Origin of the sequence: Azohydromonas lata NBRC 102462, assembly GCF_001571085.1 — a bacterium.
In the GTDB taxonomy this organism is placed as follows: Bacteria; Pseudomonadota; Gammaproteobacteria; order Burkholderiales; family Burkholderiaceae_C; genus Azohydromonas; species Azohydromonas lata.
In genome coordinates this window covers 13,714-32,037 of the sequence record NZ_BCTC01000075.1, presented here as the reverse complement: position 1 = coordinate 32,037, position 18,324 = coordinate 13,714, and the positions used below count along the sequence as shown (strand labels likewise).

At 68.2% G+C, this 18,324-nt stretch carries 16 protein-coding genes; 5 read left to right on the top strand and 11 right to left on the bottom strand.

The features are described 5' to 3' along the window. The 7 genes from ALA01S_RS21660 to ALA01S_RS21630 form a co-directional block, all read right to left on the bottom strand. On the bottom strand, positions 1-384 hold a 384-nt coding region (locus ALA01S_RS21660; protein WP_157119172.1), incomplete at its 3' end, for an ATP-binding cassette domain-containing protein. Positions 385-396: 12 nt separating this feature from the next. Then, positions 397-1,062, bottom strand: a complete 666-nt coding sequence (locus ALA01S_RS21655; RefSeq protein WP_066340921.1) for an amino acid ABC transporter permease — start codon at positions 1,060-1,062, stop codon at positions 397-399. Next, positions 1,059-1,805 (bottom strand): amino acid ABC transporter permease, encoded by a 747-nt coding sequence (locus ALA01S_RS21650; RefSeq protein WP_066340919.1) that lies wholly within the window; start codon positions 1,803-1,805, stop codon positions 1,059-1,061. Before ALA01S_RS21650 ends, ALA01S_RS21655 begins: the two co-directional genes overlap by 4 nt. A 44-nt stretch (positions 1,806-1,849) precedes the next feature. Then, a complete protein-coding gene (locus ALA01S_RS21645) occupies positions 1,850-2,920 on the bottom strand; it encodes a type II asparaginase (protein WP_066340917.1) in 1,071 nt (356 codons plus the stop codon). A 140-nt stretch (positions 2,921-3,060) separates the two neighbouring features. Further along, positions 3,061-3,960: a transporter substrate-binding domain-containing protein gene (locus ALA01S_RS21640; RefSeq protein ID WP_066340912.1), complete on the bottom strand. Its 900-nt coding sequence runs from the start codon at positions 3,958-3,960 to the stop codon at positions 3,061-3,063. A gap of 215 nt (positions 3,961-4,175) precedes the next feature. After that, positions 4,176-6,686, bottom strand: a complete 2,511-nt coding sequence (locus ALA01S_RS21635; protein ID WP_066340910.1) for a PAS domain-containing sensor histidine kinase — start codon at positions 6,684-6,686, stop codon at positions 4,176-4,178. 256 nt (positions 6,687-6,942) lie between these two features. After that, a complete protein-coding gene (locus ALA01S_RS21630) occupies positions 6,943-7,779 on the bottom strand; it encodes a hypothetical protein (protein WP_157119171.1) in 837 nt (278 codons plus the stop codon). 159 nt (positions 7,780-7,938) lie between these two features. Between ALA01S_RS21630 and ALA01S_RS21625 the strand changes: the two genes are divergently transcribed. Then, on the top strand, positions 7,939-8,193 hold the full coding sequence (locus tag ALA01S_RS21625) for a hypothetical protein (protein WP_066340902.1): 255 nt from the start codon (positions 7,939-7,941) through the stop codon (positions 8,191-8,193). A gap of 40 nt (positions 8,194-8,233) precedes the next feature. On the opposite strand, the gene gspG is transcribed toward ALA01S_RS21625, so the two are convergent. Further along, positions 8,234-8,662 carry a type II secretion system major pseudopilin GspG gene (gene gspG, locus ALA01S_RS21620; RefSeq protein WP_066340928.1) on the bottom strand — a complete coding sequence of 143 codons (429 nt, stop codon included), beginning with the start codon at positions 8,660-8,662 and terminating at the stop codon, positions 8,234-8,236. A gap of 263 nt (positions 8,663-8,925) precedes the next feature. Here gspG and ALA01S_RS21615 point away from each other — a divergent pair, with 263 nt between their 5' ends. The 3 genes from ALA01S_RS21615 to ALA01S_RS21605 all read left to right on the top strand — a co-directional run bounded on the left by ALA01S_RS21615 (position 8,926) and on the right by ALA01S_RS21605 (position 11,557). Further along, positions 8,926-9,708, top strand: a complete 783-nt coding sequence (locus ALA01S_RS21615; RefSeq protein ID WP_307189689.1) for a metallophosphoesterase — start codon at positions 8,926-8,928, stop codon at positions 9,706-9,708. A gap of 30 nt (positions 9,709-9,738) precedes the next feature. Continuing rightward, on the top strand, positions 9,739-10,557 hold the full coding sequence (locus tag ALA01S_RS21610; RefSeq protein ID WP_084267798.1) for a 4'-phosphopantetheinyl transferase family protein: 819 nt from the start codon (positions 9,739-9,741) through the stop codon (positions 10,555-10,557). 421 nt (positions 10,558-10,978) lie between these two features. Further along, a complete protein-coding gene (locus ALA01S_RS21605) occupies positions 10,979-11,557 on the top strand; it encodes a peroxidase-related enzyme (RefSeq protein ID WP_066340895.1) in 579 nt (192 codons plus the stop codon). A gap of 42 nt (positions 11,558-11,599) precedes the next feature. Here the strand turns inward: ALA01S_RS21605 and ALA01S_RS21600 are convergent, their stop codons facing one another. Both ALA01S_RS21600 and serA read right to left on the bottom strand, forming a co-directional pair. After that, the gene (locus ALA01S_RS21600; protein WP_066340894.1) at positions 11,600-14,536 is read right to left on the bottom strand and encodes an ATP-binding protein; all 2,937 of its coding nucleotides are present in this window, start codon (positions 14,534-14,536) and stop codon (positions 11,600-11,602) included. A 404-nt stretch (positions 14,537-14,940) separates the two neighbouring features. Continuing rightward, positions 14,941-16,191, bottom strand: a complete 1,251-nt coding sequence (serA, locus tag ALA01S_RS21595; protein WP_066340926.1) for a phosphoglycerate dehydrogenase — start codon at positions 16,189-16,191, stop codon at positions 14,941-14,943. Between the two features lie 337 nt (positions 16,192-16,528). Here serA and ALA01S_RS21590 point away from each other — a divergent pair, with 337 nt between their 5' ends. Beyond that, positions 16,529-17,074 (top strand): type III secretion system effector protein, encoded by a 546-nt coding sequence (locus ALA01S_RS21590; protein WP_157119170.1) that lies wholly within the window; start codon positions 16,529-16,531, stop codon positions 17,072-17,074. 289 nt (positions 17,075-17,363) lie between these two features. On the opposite strand, the gene ALA01S_RS21585 is transcribed toward ALA01S_RS21590, so the two are convergent. After that, positions 17,364-18,320, bottom strand: a complete 957-nt coding sequence (locus ALA01S_RS21585) for a ParB/RepB/Spo0J family partition protein (protein WP_066340885.1) — start codon at positions 18,318-18,320, stop codon at positions 17,364-17,366. Between the last annotated feature and the right edge of the window lie 4 nt (positions 18,321-18,324).

Genomic DNA, 18,324 nt, shown 5'->3' with positions numbered 1-18,324 from the left:
TGCGCTCAGGCCCACGCGGTCGAGCATCTTCAGGCCGCGCTTGAGGGCGTCGTCCTTGTTGCGGCCCAGCACCTTGATCTGCGCCAGCGTGAGGTTTTCCGTCACCGACAGGTGGGGAAACAGCTCGAAGTGCTGGAACACCATGCCCACGTGGCTGCGCAGCTTGGGCAGGTTGGTCTTGGGGTCGGCGATGCTCACGCCGTTGACGACGATGTCGCCCTTCTGGATGGGCTCCAGCGCGTTGACGGTCTTGATGAGCGTGGACTTGCCGGAGCCCGACGGGCCGCACACCACCACCACTTCACCCTTTTCGATGTGCGTGGTGCAGTCGGTGAGCACCTGGAAGCTGCCGTACCACTTGCTGACGTTGCTGATCTTGATCATGGTGTTGCTCACTCAACGGATGATGGCAATTTTGGCCTGCAGGCGCTTGACCAGCATGGACAGGCTGAAGGAAATCACGAAGTAGACGCAGGCCGCGAACAGGTAGGTCTCGATGGGCCGGTTGAAGTTCTTGCCGGCGACCTCGAAGCCCTTGAGCAGGTCGTAGGCGCCGATGGCGTAGACCAGCGAGGTGTCCTGGAACAGGACGATGGTCTGTGTCAGCAGCACCGGCAGCATGTTGCGGAAGGCCTGGGGCAGGATGACGAGCTGCATGCTCTGCCGGTAGCTCATGCCCATGGCCTGGCTGGCGTAGACCTGGCCCTTGGGCACGCTTTGGATGCCCGCGCGCATGATCTCGGAGTAGTAGGCGGCCTCGAACAGCGTGAAGGTGATGGTGGCCGACACCTCCGCCCCCAGCGAGCGGCCCACCAGCATGGGCACCAGCAGGAAGAACCACAGGATGACCATGACCAGCGGGATGCTGCGCATGGTGTTGACGTAGGCCGCGGCCGGCACCGCCAGCACCGCCTTGCCCGACAGGCGCATGAGCGCCAGCACCGTACCCAGCGCGATGCCGCCGAGCATGGCCACCAGCGTGAGCTGCAGCGAGAAGGCGAAGCCGCGCGAGACGTAGTCCACCAGCACGGAGCCGGTGAGGAAGGAGAAGTCGAGATTCACTTGGCACCTCCGGTGGCGAGGCCCGGCACGCGCATGGCGCGCTCGATGAAGCTGGCCACGCGGTTGACCACCAGCGCCGACAGGAAGTACAGGCCCGTGACGGCGAGATAGATCTCCACGCCGCGCGAGGTTTCCTCCTGCGCCTGCATGGCGAACATGGTCAGCTCGGCGATGGACACGGCGAAGGCCACGGCCGAGTTCTTGATGATGTTCATGCTCTCGCTGGTCAGCGGCGGCACCACGATGCGCAGCGCCATGGGCAGCAGCACGTGGCGGTAGGTCTGCGCCAGCGTCAGGCCCATGGCCAGGCCCGCCATGCGCTGGCCGCGCGGCAGGGCCTGTATGCCGGCCTTGACCTGCTCGGCCACGCGGGCGGAGGTGAAGAAGCCCAGCGCGAACACCACCAGCACCAGGCTGGGGAGCTTTTGCAGCGCGGGGAAGACCTGCGGCAGCACGTGGTACCACATGAAGATCTGCACCAGCAGCGGGATGTTGCGGAACAGCTCCGTCCACGCATTGCCGAACCAGCGCCACGGTGCCGAGGGCAGCGTGCGCAGGATGCCGATCAGGATGCCGGTGGCCAGCGCCACCACCAGCGCCAGGCTGGAGACGGACAGCGTCCAGCCCCATGCCGACAGCAGCCAGTCCAGATAAGTGACGTCACCGTTGCTGCCGAAACAGCTTCCCGTGGGCTCCTCGCCCAGGGTGCTGTTGCAGAAGACTTGCCAGTCCCAAGTCGCCAAGGTCTTTCTCCTTCGTTAACCGCCCAACGCGCAGCGCCAGCGGATCAGTACTCCATGAAGAAGCGCTGGATTTCCCGCGCGTCGGTCGTGCGCGTGAGCGCCAGGGCGGCCAGGATGCGGGCCTTTTGCGGGTTCAAGTCGTGGGAGACGACCCAGTCGTACTGGTCATCGGGCTGCTCGGCGTTGCGCAGCACGAAGCCGCCGCCGGTCACGCGCGCGGAGCGGATGATCTGCACGCCCTGCTGGCGCAGCTCGCGCAGCGCCGGCACCACCTGCGCGGAGACCGAGCCGTTGCCCGTGCCGGCGTGGATGATGGCCTTGGCGCCGCTGGCGGCCAGGGCCTTGTAGGCCACGTCGGTGGCGTTGCCGCTGCCGTAGGCGATGCCCACGCTCGGCAGCGACTTCACGCTGTCGATGTTGAACTCGGAATTGACGGTGTGGCGCTTGACCGGGGCGCGGAACCAGTAGGTCTTGCCTTCCACCACCATGCCCAGCGAGCCCCAGGGGCTCTTGAAGGCTTCGGTGCGGATGTTGATGGTCTTGGCGACGTCGCGGCCGGAGAAGATCTCGTCGTTCATCACCACCAGCACGCCCTTGCCGCGCGAGGCGCGGTCGCTGGCGGTGGCCACGGCGTTGTAGAGGTTGAGCGCGCCGTCGGCCGACAGCGCCGTGCCCGGGCGCATGGAGCCCACCAGCACCACCGGCTTGTCGGTGGGCACCACGAGGTTCAGGAAGAAGGCGGTCTCTTCCAGCGTGTCGGTGCCGTGCGTGATGACGATGGCGTCCACGTTGTCCTGCTTGGCCAGCGCGGCCACGCGGCGGCCCAGGGTCAGCAGGTGCTCGTCGGTGAAGCTCTCGGAGGCGATCTGGAAGACCTGCTCGCCGCGCACGTCGGCCAGCTTGGCGATCTCGGGAATGCCGGCGATGAGCTTGTCCACCGGCACCTTGGCGGCCTGGTAGGTGGCGCTGTTGGCGGCGCTGGCGCCCGCGCCGGCAATGGTGCCGCCGGTGGCCAGGATCAAGACTTGCGGCTTTTGTTGCGCATGCACCGAGGCGGCCAGCGCCAGGCCCAGCAGCGCGGCGGCCAGCGAACGGGTGAACTTCTTCGTCAGCATGGGAGGTTTTCCTCTTTCGGTGAAAAGCGATTCGGGAGGGAGTTCCCCCCGCGCCCTTTTGCGGCGCGGGGGCTCCGTTGCGGCGCCGCGGCGGTTGGCCGGGCACGGTGCTCAGGACATCGGGGCGGTGGACGGCGGCGCTATCCGAGCGGCCTGTCGTTGGGGTTGCGGTACAGCTCCAGCAGCCCGTCGGAGGGCGGCCAGTTCAGGTTCAGGCCCTTGGGCGGTATGGGGCGCTGGAACCACTTGGTGTAGAGGGCGCGGGCCTCGCCGGAGCGCAGCAGCCGCTCCAGCGCACGGTCCACGACCTGTTTGAACGCGGTGTCGCCTTGGCGCAGCATGCAGCCGTACACCTCGGACGCCAGCGGCGTGCCCACCACCGTCCAATCGTCAGGCTTCCTGGACTTGGCGCGCTCGCCGTAGAGCAGCGCGTCGTCGTGCACCACCGCTTGCGCCTTGCCTTCTTCCAGCATCTTGAAGGCGCTGCCCTGGTCGCGCGCCAGGGCGATGTGAATGCGCCGGCCGTGGCTTTCGTTGTAGGTGCGCAGCATGCGCTCGGACGTGGTGCCGGTGGTCACGGCGGCGGTCTGGCCTTCCAGGTCGGCGAAGTCGCGCAGGCCGGAGTCCTTGTGCACCAGCATGCGCAGGCCCACCACGAAGATGGAGGTCGAGAACGACACCAGCCGCTCGCGCTCCACGGTGTGCGAGGTGGCGGCGCATTCCAGGTCCACGGTGCCGTTCTGCACGAGCGCGATGCGGTTCTGCGCCGTCACGGGCACCAGCCGCAGCGTCAGCGCCGGCAGCTTGAGCTCGGCCTTGATGCCCTCCAGCACCCGCAGCGACAGCTCATGCGAGTAGCCCACGACCTGCTTCCTGCTGTCGTAGTAGGAGAAGGGCATCGCGTACTCGCGATGGCCGAGGTTGATGGTGCCGGTCTGCGCGATGCGCTCCAGCGTGCCCATGTCCTGCGCGCGCACGCCCGCCGCGGCCAGCACCAGGGCCAGCAGCGGCAGCAGACGGGAACGCGGGAGAAACGACATGGACAACGGCTTCCTGCGGGTTGGGCGGTGCGGAAATCCGCACGACGTGCTTTACATCGCAGGGAGCGTGCCAGCAGGCCCCAAGGCCGTCCGGCGCTCGTAAGCCGTTGATTCATCATGGCGCGGCGGCTTCAGGAGTGCCGCGGGCGGACGGAAAACCGACGCTCGCCCAAGCGCCGGCGGACGGAGGGACGGATTTCCGTCCCTTCCCGGCCCTACACCGGCAGCTCCAGCGACAAGACCACGCCAAAGGTGCTGCCCTGCCCCGGCGTGCTGTCCAGCGTCAGCTCGCCGCCCATCATCCCGACCAGGCGGCGAACGATGGACAAACCCAAGCCCGTGCCGCCGAAGCGCCGCGTGGTGGAGCTGTCGGCCTGGGTAAAGGGCTCGAAGATGCGCGCCTGCTTGGCCGGGTCTATGCCTATGCCGGTGTCGGCCACTTCCAGGCGCAGCGTGGCCTGGCGCAGGTCGTGTTCAGCGCGCTCCACCTCGCGCACGCGCAGCGTCACGCGGCCCTGGGCCGTGAACTTCACGGCGTTGCCCAGCAGGTTGATGAGCACCTGCTTCAAGCGCAGCGGGTCGCCCAGCAGCTCCGCGGGCAGGCCCGGCGCGGCGTCCAGGACGAGGGCCAGCTTCTTGGCGTCGGCCTGCGGCCGCACCAGGGCCACGGCGCCGTCGAGCAGGTCCTGCAGGTTGAAGCGCACCTGCTCCAGCCGCATCTCGCCGGCTTCGATGCGCGAGAGGTCGAGCACGTCGTCGATGAGCGCCAGCAGTTGCGCGCCGGCCTGCTCGACGTGGCGCACGAAGCCCTGGGCGCGCTCCGGCAGCTCCATGCGGCCCAGCAGGTGGCTCAGGCCGATCACGGCGTTGAGCGGCGTGCGGAACTCGTGGCTCATGTGCGCGAGGAAGGTGCTCTTGGCGCGGTTGGCGGCCTCGGCCTGTGCCGTGCGCTGGCGCAGCGCCTGCTCCAGCCGCTTGCGCTCGCTCAGGTCGCTCACCACGCCCAGGAAGCCCGTGGGCTGGCCCTGCTCGTCGCGCAGCACGCTCACGTTGACCAGCGCCGGAAAGCTGCTGCCGTCGGCGCGCGTGCAGCGCCATTCGCCGCCGGGCACGGCCGGCCAGCGCCGGGCATGGGGCTCGGAGTGCGGCCACAGCACGCGGCGCACCTCCTGCGGCAGGCCGTGTATGCGCCGGCGCAGCGTGCGCTTGTCGATGAAGTCCAGCACCGGGCGGCCCACGGCGTGTATGGCGGGCTGCCGCAGCAACTCCTCGGCGGCCGGGTTGAGCGTGGTGATGCGCCCGGCCATGTCGGTGGCGACGATGGCGCTGGCCGCACTGTTGAGCACGGTGCGCAGCTCGCCCGTGCGCTGCTGCACGCGGCGCTCCAGCAGGTTGCGCGCGATGCGCTGGTCGTGCACGTCGGTGGCCGAACCGAACCAGCGCTCCAGGCGGCCCTGCGCGTCGCGCACGGGTTGAGTACGCAACAGGTGCCAGCGGTACTGCCCGTCGCGCCGGCGTATGCGGTGCTCGTGCACCACGCCGTCCCCGCTGCGCAACGATTGCCGCCACAGCGCCCGGGTGTCCGGCAGGTCGTCGGGATGGATGGCCGCCATCCAGCCGTCGCCCAAGCCGTCGCGTTCGGCCATCCCGGTGTACTCGCTCCAGCGCCCGTTGAACCACTCCACGCGCCCAAGCGGGTCGTTGCTCCACAGCAAGTCGGGCACCAGGTCCACCAGCGCGCGGAAGTGCCGCTCGCTGGCGCGCTGCGCGGCCTCGGCACGGTGGCGGGCGCTGAAGTCCACGGTGACGGCCAGCATGGTGGGCTCGCCGCCGGGCTCCTCCGGGTCCAGCCGCGTCACGCTGCTTTGGGCATGCACCCAGGTGCCGTCCGGGCGCACGTAGCGCTTGTCCAGCACGGCGTAGCCCTCGGGGCCCAGCACGCGGGCCACGGCTTCCAGCGTGGCGGGCAAGTCCTCCGGGTGCGTCACGTCGGTGACGAACAGGCCGCACACCTGGTGCGGCGGCAGGCCGACGATGCGCGCAAGCTCCGGGTTGGTGTGCAGGATGCGCCCGTCCACCGAGATCTCCGACAGCCCAACCGACGCACGCTCGAAGATCATGGCCAGCCGCGACTGGCTGGCGCGCAGCGCCGCCTGCGCCCGCGCCGTGGCCAGCATCTCGTGGCGCACGCGCTCCAGCAGCGCCTGCTGCCCGGGGGGCAGGTGGTGCACGTCCTGCGTGCCGGCGCCCCCCGGCACCATGCCGGTGAGGTCCTCCGCGCGGTGCAGGACCAGCGCGACGCGCCCGTCCGCCCCCGGCATGGGCACGTTGACCGGGCTCCACCAGCGTTCCTCGAAGCCGCCGCCCTGCGCCGCGGGCCGGCGTATGGGGTAGCGCTGCAGCGGCATGGTGTCGGCCTGGCCGGTAGCCATCACGCGCTGCAGCGAGGCCCCGAGCTTGGAAACGCCATTGGCGTGCGGGTCGTCGGGGTCGTCGGGGAAGGCTTCGAACAGCGGGCACCCCAACAGATCCTCGCGCCGCCTCATGGTGGCCAGCAGGTAGGCGTCGTTGACGGCCACGATGCGCCAGTGCGGCGGCTTGAGCACCAGCAGCGGCGAGGGCGTGGCCTCGAACAGGACACGGAAGTCGGCCGACAAGGCGTCGGCGCAGGCCGGCTCGGCACCGGGCTGCGACGCGGGGAATTCGGGGCGCTGATAGGCGTTCATGAAGCTGCTCGTGCAGGCCCGGCCGGTTGCGCAAGGCCTGCCCTCCCTGGACCGCGACGGCGCCACCGCCTGCAGCGACGCTCACCGCCCCAGCCCAGCAAACCGTCGCCTGTGCGGCTTGCGCCTTCACGCTGCCGCCGGCGCTCACCTGGGCCTGTGCGCGGCAGCCTGCAATCGGCATGCCCCTGCGGCAAGCCTCCGATGGTGCCAAGGCGTATGGACTTGTTTCCCGCGCCGGCAGCCCTCGCCGCGCCCTTCAGGGCGCGCCCAAGGCCTGGTGGAACTGCACCCAGGCCAGGGCCAGGCGGGCCTTGGCCGAGACGACGGCGTCGGCCTGCGCCAGCAGTTGCGCATAGCCCTCCAGGGCCTGGGCGCTGGCCGGGAAGCGTTCATCTTCCCCGGCACCGTCGCGCGCATGGCGGCTGTGGAAATGCCTTTCGCTGCGCTGCAACTGCTCCAGCGCCAGGGCCAGCGCGGTGTGGGCCGAATTCAGCGCGTGCAGCGGCCGGGCCAGTTCGGCCGGGGCGTCGTCCGGCACCGCCGTGGGCGGCTCCGCCTCGAAGGAGGGCAGTGCCGCGGCGCTCAGGCCCGCCGGCAGCGACACGGGCAGCGTGCCGGAGACGGGGCCGGCGATCACCTGCCAAGAGGCCAGGTAGGCGTCGCGCAGCTGGAGGTGCACGTAGAGCTGGTCCTGGGCCGCGCGCACGCGGGTGTCCAGCCGCTCCAGCGCCGCGGCGGCCTCCCGCGACGGGCGCGACGCCGCCGCCAGCCGCCGCTGCGCCTGCAGCGCGGCCAGCCGCTCGGCCGCCAGCGCCGCATGCGTGGCGTACTCGCGCAGGCCGATGAGCACGGCCACGAGCTGCGCCGGCCGCGGCGCACTGGGGGCGGCAGCATCGGCCGCGCGCAGCACGGCGGGCACGAGCCGGTCTATGTCCGCATCATGAAAGCCCTGCCACCAGCCCTGCAGCGCGGGGCGAGGCGCCGAGGCGGCGGGCAGGCCCACGGCGGCCACGGCGGATGCGGGCGGGGCTGCGGCGCACAAGGACAGCGCGACCACGGAAGCCTGCAGCGCAGGCAGCAACGTCGTCTTCATGAAGGCGTGAGGCATGGGGGATGGCGGCATCGTCACGCCGCCGCGTCAACGCCTTGCGTCCCGCGCGTCAAGCTGTGTGAAGCCGCGCACCGTGCTTGTGTCGGCGCCGACAAGGAGGGTCAACACCTCGGCAGCAAGCGCCGCCAAGCATCCGGGTCGATGTTCAAGACGGGCCTGACCGCATTGCACAAGCGCCGCCCGGCCTTCGATTTCACGCCCCTGGTTGCGCCGGCAACGCTGGCCGCCGTGCAGCCCGTGGCCATGGACACGGTGCTGTCAAAGTCCCGCTACCAGGCCATGCGCGAAGCGCAGGACGGCGCGCAGCCCCGCCGCCTGCCGCTGCTGCCGGCCGACGAGGTGCCCAGGCTGCCGCCGCAGGACGCCGCCCCGCCGGCCGCGCCCGCGGCGCCCTGAGCGGCGCCCGGCCGAACCGCGGGCGGGAGCGCGCCCGCGCTCAGCGGCCTATGTCGGCGTCTTCGCCCTGCCCGCCCGGTGCGCGGTCGCGGCCCAGGCTGTAGAGCTCATAGCCCCGGCCCACCGTGCCCTGGAAGCGGTAGACGAAGGGCGCGCCCCAGGGGTCCAGCACTTGGGCGTCGGGGTAGTAGGGGCCGCGCCAGCGTTCGCCGTCCGCGTCCGAGGGCCGCTGCAGCAGCGCCTGCAGGCCCTGGGCGTCGCTGGGGTAGTGGCCCACGTCCATGCGGTAGGACTGCAGCGCCTTGTTCAGCGCTTCGAGCTGCACCCGCGCCACGGAGGCTTCCGGGTGCTGCTGGCGCTGCAGCAGCCGCGGCGCGGCCACGCCCAGCAGCAGCGCCACCACGCCCAGCGTCAGCAGCAGGTCACGCCGCGCCAGGCCGCGCGGTCGCCGTCTCGTCGATGAATTCATGTCGGCCATGCAAAAGCTTTGTTCATGCGGGCGCTTGCCCACAGCAAAATAGTATGCCCGGCAATTGCAGAACCATTGCCGGTTCATAGTCCGAAAAGCTCACGCCATAATGCACCGGCGACCCACGCGTAGGCATTTTTCAACGCCTAAAATAGGAAAAACGGCGCCTGCCGCGTGCGCACCGGGAAATTGCCATGGAAAAACACCATGAATCAGCAAGCGACTGTCTATAGTTTTGCCGGCCCTGCGTCCAGCGCGGCCCAATGCGTTCAGGCCTGTGTGCAATGAGAGTTTTTGCATTGTCCGATATTCACGTCGATTACGACGCGAACCTTCAATGGGTACAGCAATTGTCACGCACCGATCATGTGGACGACGTGCTGATACTGGCCGGCGACGTCAGCCACCGGCCGTCCCTGCTGCTGGAATGCCTGGACACCCTGGCGCGGCGCTTTCGCCAGGTGTTCTTCGTCCCGGGCAACCATGATTTATGGGTGCTGGGTGACGCGCAGGGCGGCGACTCGCTGCTGAAATTCGCCCGCGTCCGCGAGGCCGTGGCCTCCTGCGGTGCCGGCATGGAGCCGCAGCAGTTGGGGCCCTGGTTTTTCATGCCGCTGCTGGGCTGGTATGACTATTCCTTCGGCGAGCCGGACCCGCAACTGCAACAGGCTTGGGCGGATTTTCGCGCCTGCCGCTGGCCGGCGCACATGCAGCCCGCGGACGTGGCGGCCCACTTCGAGGCCCTCAACCCCCAGGTGCAGCCGCCGGCGGGCAGCCGCGTGATCACGTTTTCCCATTTCATGCCGCGGCTGGATCTGATTCCCGCCATCGTGCCCAAGCAGCACCGCATGCTGGACCCGGTTTTGGGCAGCACGCGAATTGAAACCGCGCTGCGCGGCTTCAAGGCCGAGATTCACGTGTATGGGCACAGCCATATCAACCGGAATGTCGTGCTGGACGGCGTCCGGTATGTCAACAGCGCCTTTGGTTATCCGCATGAGACCCGAATCTCAGCCCGCCAATTGCTGTGCGTGGCCCAGGGCTGAGGTATTTTTTACGATCCATTTGAGACCGCAATGAATTGCAGCCCAACGATGGCCATGGACGCGGGCCAAATACACCTCTGGCTGGTGCGTGACGACCAGGTCACGGACGAGCGGCTGCTGGCGCCGATGCGCGCGCTGCTGTCGACGGCCGAGCGCGCGCAGGAGGTCCGGTTTCACTTTCCGTACGACCAGAAGCGCTACCTGCTCACGCGCGCGCTGGTGCGCACCGTGCTGTCGCGCTATGCGCCCTTGGCGCCGGCCGATTGGCAATTCGCCGCCAACGCCCAGGGCCGCCCCCGCATTGCCCAAGCCGGCGACGGCTGCCAGGGGCTGGACTTCAACGTCTCCCACACCCGCGGCCTCATCGCCCTGGCCGTGTCGCGCCACCGCACCTTGGGCGTGGACGTGGAGCAGGTCAGCGCGCGGCGGGGCTCGCTGGACATTGCGCAGCGCTTCTTTTCGCCGCCGGAGGCGGCCGACCTGGCCAGCATGCCGGAATGGGCGTTGCAGGAGCGCTTCTACGCGTACTGGACCCTCAAGGAGTCCTACATCAAGGCGCGTGGCCTGGGGCTGTCGCTGCCGCTGGAGCAGTTCGGCTTTGCCTTGCGCGGCGAGAGCGAGGTGCGCCTGAGCGTGGACCCCGCCCTGGGCGATGACGCCGCGCGCTGGAGCTTCTGGCAGATGCGGCCCACCCCCGAGCACCTGCTGGCCCTGTGCGCCGAGCGCTGCACGCCGCAGCCGCCGCTGTTGACGGTGCGCGAGGCGGTGCCGCTGCAGGGCGAGCGCATCGTGCAACTGCCCGTGCTCAGGCGCAGCGAGGCGGGCACGGCGCCGGCCGCCCTGCCCTGAACGGCCCGCGCAGGCGTCATCGGCAAGACGGAAAACTCCTGTTTGGCGGCGTACTGCACGGCTGCGTTAACCCCGGCCGTTGCCGGGCCAAGCAGGCTTATTCGCGAAACCACCGCCTTTTCATTGTCAAGGCGAAAAATGCTCGCATAAAAACGAACGGTATGGATGCACCCATACTGTCGTCCTGGCGCGCAACGGCCTTATCTACTGAAAATAATCACTCCAGCCTCGAAAAACCAAGCGCAGATTTTCAATGCCAATCAAGTGGCACCAGACCTCCGTACCCTTGCAATCCTTGGCTTGTTGGACATCAACTATTTTCTGAGTGCAAATAAAATCGGACTATCGCCTGATAGCGCACAAGGCGCATGGGCGCCTTATCATTGCGGCCATCCCTATCAGGACGACAAAGGAGACAGCAATGACACCACCCGAACAGGCTGCAGTGAGCCGTTTTCCGGTGCCGGCACTTGATGAGTTGCCGCAGGATATTCGGCAGCGGATCCTGGCCGTGCAGGAAAAATCCGGGTTCATTCCCAATGTCTTCCTGGCGCTGGCCCACAGGCCGGATGAATTTCGCGCATTCTTCGCTTACCACGACGCGTTGATGGAAAAGCCCGGCAACCTGTCCAAGGCGGAGCGGGAAATGATTGTCGTGGCCACCAGCAGCGTCAACCAGTGCCAATATTGCGTGATTGCCCATGGCGCCATATTGCGCATTCGGGCCAAAAACCCGCTGATTGCGGACCAGGTCGCCGCCAACTACCGCAAAGCCGACATCACCGAGCGGCAACAGGCCATGCTGGATTTTGCCCTCAAGGTTTCCCAAGCCGCCCATTTGGTCGGCGAGGCGGACTTTGAAGCGCTGAAAATACATGGCTTCGTGGAAGAGGACATTTGGGATATGACCGCCATTGCCGGATTTTTCGGCATGTCCAATCGCTTGGCCAATGTGGCCAATATTCGGCCCAATGCGGAGTTTTATTCCTTGGGCCGGTAAGACCAGGCGCTGCTGAAGGGCAGCGGCCCCATGGCAGCGGCCTCAGGAGGGCCGGCGGGCATCGGGATACCAGTCGAGAAGCAGGGCCGACGCAGTTGTGAACCGCAGTGCGTCCAGGGCCTGGGCGAGCAGGCCCACCTTGTCGCGGCCATGCCTGTCTTGCAGTTGCGCGCGCAACCCGTTGAAAAGCTCCAGCGCCGCCATGTCGTTGCTCTGCAGCGCGTCCAGCAGCGCCAGGATGCGCTCTATCGGCAGGCTGCCGACCTGATCCGCCTGATCCGCCTGATCGCCACGCGCCCCGGATGCCGGCGCGTCGTCCTCGCTGTCCGTCGGCATGGCCGCCAGGACTTCGCCCAAGGCCTGCTCCAGGTTGTCGAGCAGCTCCACCAGGGAGCCGACGCGGTGCTCCCGCAGCGCCAGCTCCAGCCGCTTGGCCTGGTGGACGACGCGGGCCGCCGAGAGATTGCCGGCCAGGCCCACCAGCCTGTGGACCCGCCCGGCGGCGGCCTCGAAGTCGCCTTGCTGGATGTCGGCCCGCCATTGCCGCGGTGCATCGGCGTATTCGTCACGCAAGGTGCACAGCATGCGCAGGAACAGCCGCCGGTCGCCCATGAACCGGCCCTGGGCCTGCGCACGGTCAATGCCGGTGATGACGGGGAAATCGCCGCTTTCACTCGCGACCGTGGGTGCCACCTCCAGCTTGGGCCGCGGCAGCTGCGCCGTGCAGCGCAGGATGCACGCCACCAGGTCCTCCAGCTCCAAGGGCTTGGCCAGGAAGTCGTTCATGCCGGCCTGCAGCGCGCGTTCACGCTGGGGCGGCAGCGCGTCCGCGGTGAGCGCGATCACCGGCACGTCGATCGCCAGCGGTTCGGCGCGAAGCCTTCTCGTGGCTTCTATCCCGTCGAGCCCAGGCATCTGCACATCCATGAGCACCACGTCGAACGCGGCCGGCGCGGCGCTCAGCCGCTGCAGCGCCTCCTGCCCATGGCTGGCGGTGGCGCAAGAGGCGCCTTCGAACGCCAACAGGTGCCGTGCAATGTCGAGGTTGGCCTGCATGTCGTCCACCAGCAGCACGCGCAGGCCCGCCAGGCGTGCTCCCTTCGGCGTCGTGGCCGCGGTGGCGGGCGAGGCTTCCGCGCTGATCTCGAACGGCAGATGCAGCCAGAACTCGCTGCCCTCGCCCAGCCGGCTGTGCACACCGATCTCGCCGCCCATGAGCAGGACGATTTGCCGGCTGATCGCCAAGCCCAGGCCCGTGCCGCCATGGCGGCGGTCGGCAGCGCCGTCGGCCTGCTCGAAAGCGTCGAAGATCCTGTCCGTCTCGTCTGCCGCGATGCCGATGCCGGTATCGCGCACCCACAGGCGCAACTCCACGCGCCGTTCGTTTTCGCGAAGGCTCTGGACACCCAGGCAGACCTGGCCCTGGTCGGTGAACTTGAGGGCGTTGCCCACCAGGTTGTAGATGACCTGCCTCAGGCGCCGCGCATCGCCCCGCAACGGACGCAACAAGCCCGCGGGCAGCGGCTCCAGGGTGAGCCGCAGTCCCTTTTCCTGCGCCGTCGGCATGAGGGCATCGACGGCGTCGCCCAGCACCTTGGACAGCAGGAAGCTGCCGAGCTCCAGCTCGACCTTGCCGGACTCGATGCGCGCCAGGTCCAGCACGTCGTTGATCTGCGCCAGAAGCGACTGCCCCGCCACGCGCAGCGAGCCGACCAATTGCAACTGGCTGCCGTCCTGGACCGTGCGCTCCAGGATCTGCGCCGTGCCCAGGATGGCATGCAGCGGCGTGCGCATCTCATGGCTCATGGTGGCCAGGAACTGCGACTTTCTCGTGCTGGCGTGTTCGGACTGCTGGGCATGGAGCTCCAGGCGGTGCTGGCGAGCCGCCGCTTGCGCCAGTTCCCTGGCATGGCGCTCGCCCTCCTGCGCACGCGAGCGCGCCACGGCGGCGGCGGCCATGGCCTCACTGGCTTGGGCCAGCGTCCGGTACAGATGGTTGATCTCCTGCACCGCCGTGTCCGGCAGCGCAGGCAGGCGCTCGAACCGGCCCAACGCCGAGGACGAGCGCATCAGCTCCGTGATGGGCCGAACGATGCGCCGGGCGTACAGCAGTGCCAGGACGCCGGCCACCGTCACGAAGCCCAGCCCGCACAGCAGCGTGAGCCGCAGCGACTGGCGCAGGGGCTGCTCAAACACCTCGGTAGGCGCCGCGAACGCGACGGTCCAACCGCTGACCGCCGAGCGGTGGAACACGAGCGACAGGGGCTGGCCTTCGAAGGACGGGCCCGCAAGCTGGCCGAAATCGGCAGTGCGCGCGCCGTCCCGCACCCACGCCGGGGCCGGCTTGCCGACGTACCGCTCCGCGGCACGCGAGCGGGCGATCACGATGCCCTCGCCATCGATGATGCCGGCCACCCAGCCCGCCGGAACCAGGCGCTCCTGGAGGAAGCGCACCCAATGCGCACCGGGGATCACGGCGGCCAGCGAGGCGCCCGGATGGCGTGCACCCACGGGCACGTGGATCGCCGTCGCATCGGTGCCCGGCAGCTTGCTGGCGTAAGGCTCGGACACGGCGGGCCGGCCACCGCCCAGCGCGTGGGCGGCGCTGCGCCATGCGTCATCCGCTATGGCTGGCCCGGACGAACGCGACAACGGGATGACGGTGCGTCCGTCGTCCTTGGCCAGCACCACTGACGCCCAGCCGGGATGCCGGCTGCAAACGGCCTCCACGCGGGCTTGCAAGGCCTGCGCGGTGAGGCCGGTCTCCTCGGCATCCACCGTCAAGGCCTGCAGCGCCGCGATCGTGACCTGGAGCTCTTCGTCCAGGGCATAGGCCATGGCCGCGACGGTCTGCTGCATGCCGCGCTCCACGGACTGGCGCTGGATGCGGGCGTTCCAATAGATCAGTCCCGTCGTGAGCGCAAGCATGGGCAGCATCGTCAGCAGTACCAGCACGATGACGTGCGAGCGCAACTTCATGGCGTTCAACTACTTCGCTGTTCTCGCAGCCGTCGCTGCAATCTCTTTGGCCTGAACGATACATGCGCGCTCCTTGCGCTTTGCTGACCACGGCGTCCTGGATGCAGACGCGGACGGGCCGCCGCGACACCGGCGCAGCGGCTGCGAAGACCGGCGCGCCTGCAAGGCTCAGACTGGATATATGCAACAGGTAATGGAAATAATCTGATATTTAAATATCTTTAGAAAAAATGATACTCAACCCTTGGTGCTCGTTTTCGTTTTCGGATCAACGGCTTACGTGGACGACTCGGCGCGCTGATCGAAGGTGGCGTTCGCTGCAGGCTTTTGGCGAAGGCATGGAATGGCGCTTGCGGGTGCCAGCCCTGTCGCCCGTGACTGGCGTGGCCACGGGTGACAAGTGGTCAGTACAGCGTGCGGCAGCGGATGGTGCCCTCCACGCTGCACATCTGCTCCAGGGCCACCTGGCTGGCGTCGGCTTCCACGTCGATGACGACGTAGCCCACCTCGTCGTTGGTGCGCAGGTACTGGGCGGCGATGTTGATGCCCGCCTGCGAGAAGCGTTCGTTGACGGCAGCCATCACGCCGGGGACGTTGCGGTGGATGTGCAGCAGCCGGCAGCGGCCGGTGTGCTCGGGCAGCGTCACCTCGGGGAAGTTCACCGCCGTCGCCGTGGAGCCGTTGTTGCTGTAGCGCAGCAGCTTGGAGGCGACTTCCAGGCCTATGCTGGCCTGCGCCTCGGCCGTGGAGCCGCCGATGTGCGGCGTGAGCAGCACGTTGTCGAAATGCGTGAGCGGCGAGCGGAAAGAGGTGTCGTTGCCCTTGGGCTCCTGCGGAAAGACGTCCACCGCGGCGCCGTGCAGGTGGCCGGACTCCAGCGCGGCGGCCAGCGCCTCGATGTCCACCACCGTGCCGCGCGAGGCATTGATGAGGTGGGCGCCCGGCCTCATCGCCGCGATCTGCGCCTGGCCCACCATCCACTGCGTGGCCGGCGTTTCCGGCACGTGCAGCGTGACGACGTCGCTTTCCGCCAGCACGGCGGAGAGGGAGGCCAACTGCCGCGCGTTGCCCAGCGACAGTTTGGCCTCGATGTCGTGGAACACCACGCGCATGCCCAAGTGCTCGGCCAGCACGCCGACCTGCGTGCCGATGTGGCCGTAGCCCACGATGCCCAGCGTCTTGCCCCGCACCTCGAAGGACCGCTCCGCGCTCTTGAGCCATTCGTTGCGGTGCAGCGCCGCGTTCTTGTGCGGTATGCCCCGCAGGAGCATGACCACTTCGGCAATGACCAGCTCGGCCACGCTGCGCGTGTTGGAAAACGGCGCATTGAACACCGGGATGCCGCGACGCATGGCCGCGCGCAGGTCGATCTGGTTGGTGCCTATGCAGAAGGCGCCGATGGCCGCGAGCTTGGGTGCCCGGGCCAGCACCTCGTCGGTGAGCAGCGTGCGCGAACGAATGCCCAGGAAATGCGCATCGGCAATGGCGGCGACCAGCTCATCGCCCGCGAGCGCCTTGGGAGACGTGACGACCTGTGTGTAGCCGTCGTCCTTCAGCAGCTCGACGGCACCGGGATGTATGCCCTCCAGCAATACGAATTTCAACTTGTCCCTGGGCATGGAGTGGCGCGGGGAGGCGGATGAGGTGGCGGACATGGCTGGCTGCTCGGAGTGGGTGGCCCAGGGAAGCGGCAAAACGTGTTCCAAGGCACGTTGGGACTCCGCGTGGGCATGCCGCACGCCCGGCATGATCCAGCGTCGCGAGCACCCCATCCGTCTCTCATGCCCTGCCCGTTTCTGGCCCCGCGCCGTCTTGCCGCCTGCATGCGGACCGCGAAGCGCGCTCTGCACAATGCCCTCGCCAAGCTGCATGGCCTGCTTTTTCGGGGCTGGGCACCGTGGGCCGGTGCACTGGCGGCGACGGGGCCGGCCGCGGCGTTTTCTCCGGCTTGGGCGCTGCCCGCTTACGCCCTGGGCGCACTGGGGCAGCCGGGTGTGGGTTCGCCATCGCGACCTGGAGCCGCAGGAAATGGCCCTGGCGCAGGCCGTCTTCGGCAAGGCTTTTCCGTTTGGGTGGCGCATCGTCGTCACAGACCTGTGCGGGCTGGGCGGCACTTGTTTCGTTTGCCCGGGACTGGGCAGGCAAATCCTGGTGAACCTGGGGGGACGCACATTTGCGCAGCCCATGTACTGCGGCAGCAGCACTTACCACGCGCCGGGCAAATTGCTGGTGCATGAGTTGGCCCACGCCTGGCAGATCGCCCATGGCCACTACTACCCTCGCCTGTGGCGCAGGCTGCTGGCCGGCCCAAACGCCGGCGACGCCTTCTACCGGCCACCGCCGTCACTGTCGCCGCCATGGGCCGCGCTCAACCTGGAGCAGCAGGCCACCGTGGTGGACGAATGGTTTGCGCCGGGGCGGCTTGGGCCTGACGGCTGGGCAGGATCGCCGGGCATGTCGCCGCACCATCCCTACTGGGACTACGTACGCGCCGTTATCCGGGATGAGCACGGTGGAGTCAGCGATGACCTGGGATGAACAGCCTTGGTCGCGCACTCGATGGCACCTGAGCGTTGAACAGCGGCTTGGACGCCGTCCCTACTAGGGACGACGAGCAGGCAGCGCCCACCACGAGTGCGGTGCAGAAGCGCGTGCCACCGCCGACACCATTCGTCCCTAGTAGGGACGAAAGGCGGGTCCGGCATATTTGGCGTTGGAGACGAATCGTCCCTAGTAGGGACGGTGTGCCGAACAGACCGGAACCATAGGGAAATAAAAAAGCCCCGGTCCAAGGAACCGGGGCTCTTCGTGGCGAAGTGGCTGCCGCTTATTGCGACTCGGTACGCAAGCGCAGGTAATTCATGATGGCGTTGACGGCGCCTTCGGCCTCGCTCTCGTCGCTGAGCTTGATGGCCACGCGCGAGCCTTTCACGGAGACCATGGCAAACACGCGGTCCTGGTGCATGACGCGCAGTTTTTGCGTGCCCACCACGGCGGCGCGCGATGCGGCGGACGGCTTGTCCTGCGTCGCAACCTCGGCACTGGCGGCCAGCGCGCCAAGCTGCCTGATGGCCTCGTCCTGCGTGGTGCGCTCTTCCACCAGTGCCTTGACCACCTCGGTGACTTGCCCGGGATGCTGCTTTGCAAAACCAACCAGCTTTTCCGCTGCGTTGGCGCCCAGCGCGGCAGGGCGCGTCTTGAGCAGGTCGACGGCTTCAGACGGCAGCTTGGCGAAGGAGAAGAAGCGCGCGACCTGCGACTTGCTCCAACCGGACTCCTTGGCGAGGTCGGCATAGGAGCTGTCGCGGGACTTCTGGCGCTGGGCAAAACCAAGGTACTTCTCGTAGTCGCTCAGCGCGGGAGCAAGCAGGTTGTCGAAAAAGACCAGGCGCTCGGCCTCGTCATCGGTGAGGGCGATGACGGTGGCGGCGATCTCCTGGCGCTGCAGTTGCGCGAAGGCGGCCTTGCGGTGGCGGCCGGCGATGAGCTCGTAGCGCCCATCGGCCTTCTTGCGCACCACCACCGGCGAACTTTGCGGGTTGTGGCGCAGGTTCTCGGTGAGCGCGTCCACGCGCAGCGCGTCCAGCGCACCGACGTGGTAGGGGCCCTCGTCGATCTGGTCCAGGCGCAATTGCAGCGGGGTGCCGCGCTCGGCGCGCTCCTCCACTTCGCGCAGCAGCGCGATGGGTGCGGAGACGGAACGGTTGCGGCGTGGGCCCGGCTCGGCCGGGGTGGAAAGGATTTGCGAGGTCAGCTCGCTCAGCAGTGACTTGCCGGATGCCATGTGC

Excerpts from the sequence above, each read along its gene's own strand:
- ALA01S_RS21645 (WP_066340917.1), bottom strand. The coding sequence starts at position 2,920 with ATGCTGACGAAGAAGTTCACCCGTTCGCTGGCCGCCGCGCTGCTGGGC.
- ALA01S_RS21640 (WP_066340912.1), bottom strand. The coding sequence starts at position 3,960 with ATGTCGTTTCTCCCGCGTTCCCGTCTGCTGCCGCTGCTGGCCCTGGTG.
- ALA01S_RS21635 (WP_066340910.1), bottom strand. The coding sequence starts at position 6,686 with ATGAACGCCTATCAGCGCCCCGAATTCCCCGCGTCGCAGCCCGGTGCC.
- ALA01S_RS21630 (WP_157119171.1), bottom strand. The coding sequence starts at position 7,779 with ATGAAGACGACGTTGCTGCCTGCGCTGCAGGCTTCCGTGGTCGCGCTG.
- ALA01S_RS21625 (WP_066340902.1), top strand. The coding sequence starts at position 7,939 with ATGTTCAAGACGGGCCTGACCGCATTGCACAAGCGCCGCCCGGCCTTC.
- gspG (WP_066340928.1), bottom strand. The coding sequence starts at position 8,662 with ATGAATTCATCGACGAGACGGCGACCGCGCGGCCTGGCGCGGCGTGAC.
- ALA01S_RS21615 (WP_307189689.1), top strand. The coding sequence starts at position 8,926 with ATGCGTTCAGGCCTGTGTGCAATGAGAGTTTTTGCATTGTCCGATATT.
- ALA01S_RS21610 (WP_084267798.1), top strand. The coding sequence starts at position 9,739 with ATGAATTGCAGCCCAACGATGGCCATGGACGCGGGCCAAATACACCTC.
- ALA01S_RS21605 (WP_066340895.1), top strand. The coding sequence starts at position 10,979 with ATGACACCACCCGAACAGGCTGCAGTGAGCCGTTTTCCGGTGCCGGCA.
- ALA01S_RS21600 (WP_066340894.1), bottom strand. The coding sequence starts at position 14,536 with ATGAAGTTGCGCTCGCACGTCATCGTGCTGGTACTGCTGACGATGCTG.
- serA (WP_066340926.1), bottom strand. The coding sequence starts at position 16,191 with ATGTCCGCCACCTCATCCGCCTCCCCGCGCCACTCCATGCCCAGGGAC.
- ALA01S_RS21585 (WP_066340885.1), bottom strand. The coding sequence starts at position 18,320 with ATGGCATCCGGCAAGTCACTGCTGAGCGAGCTGACCTCGCAAATCCTT.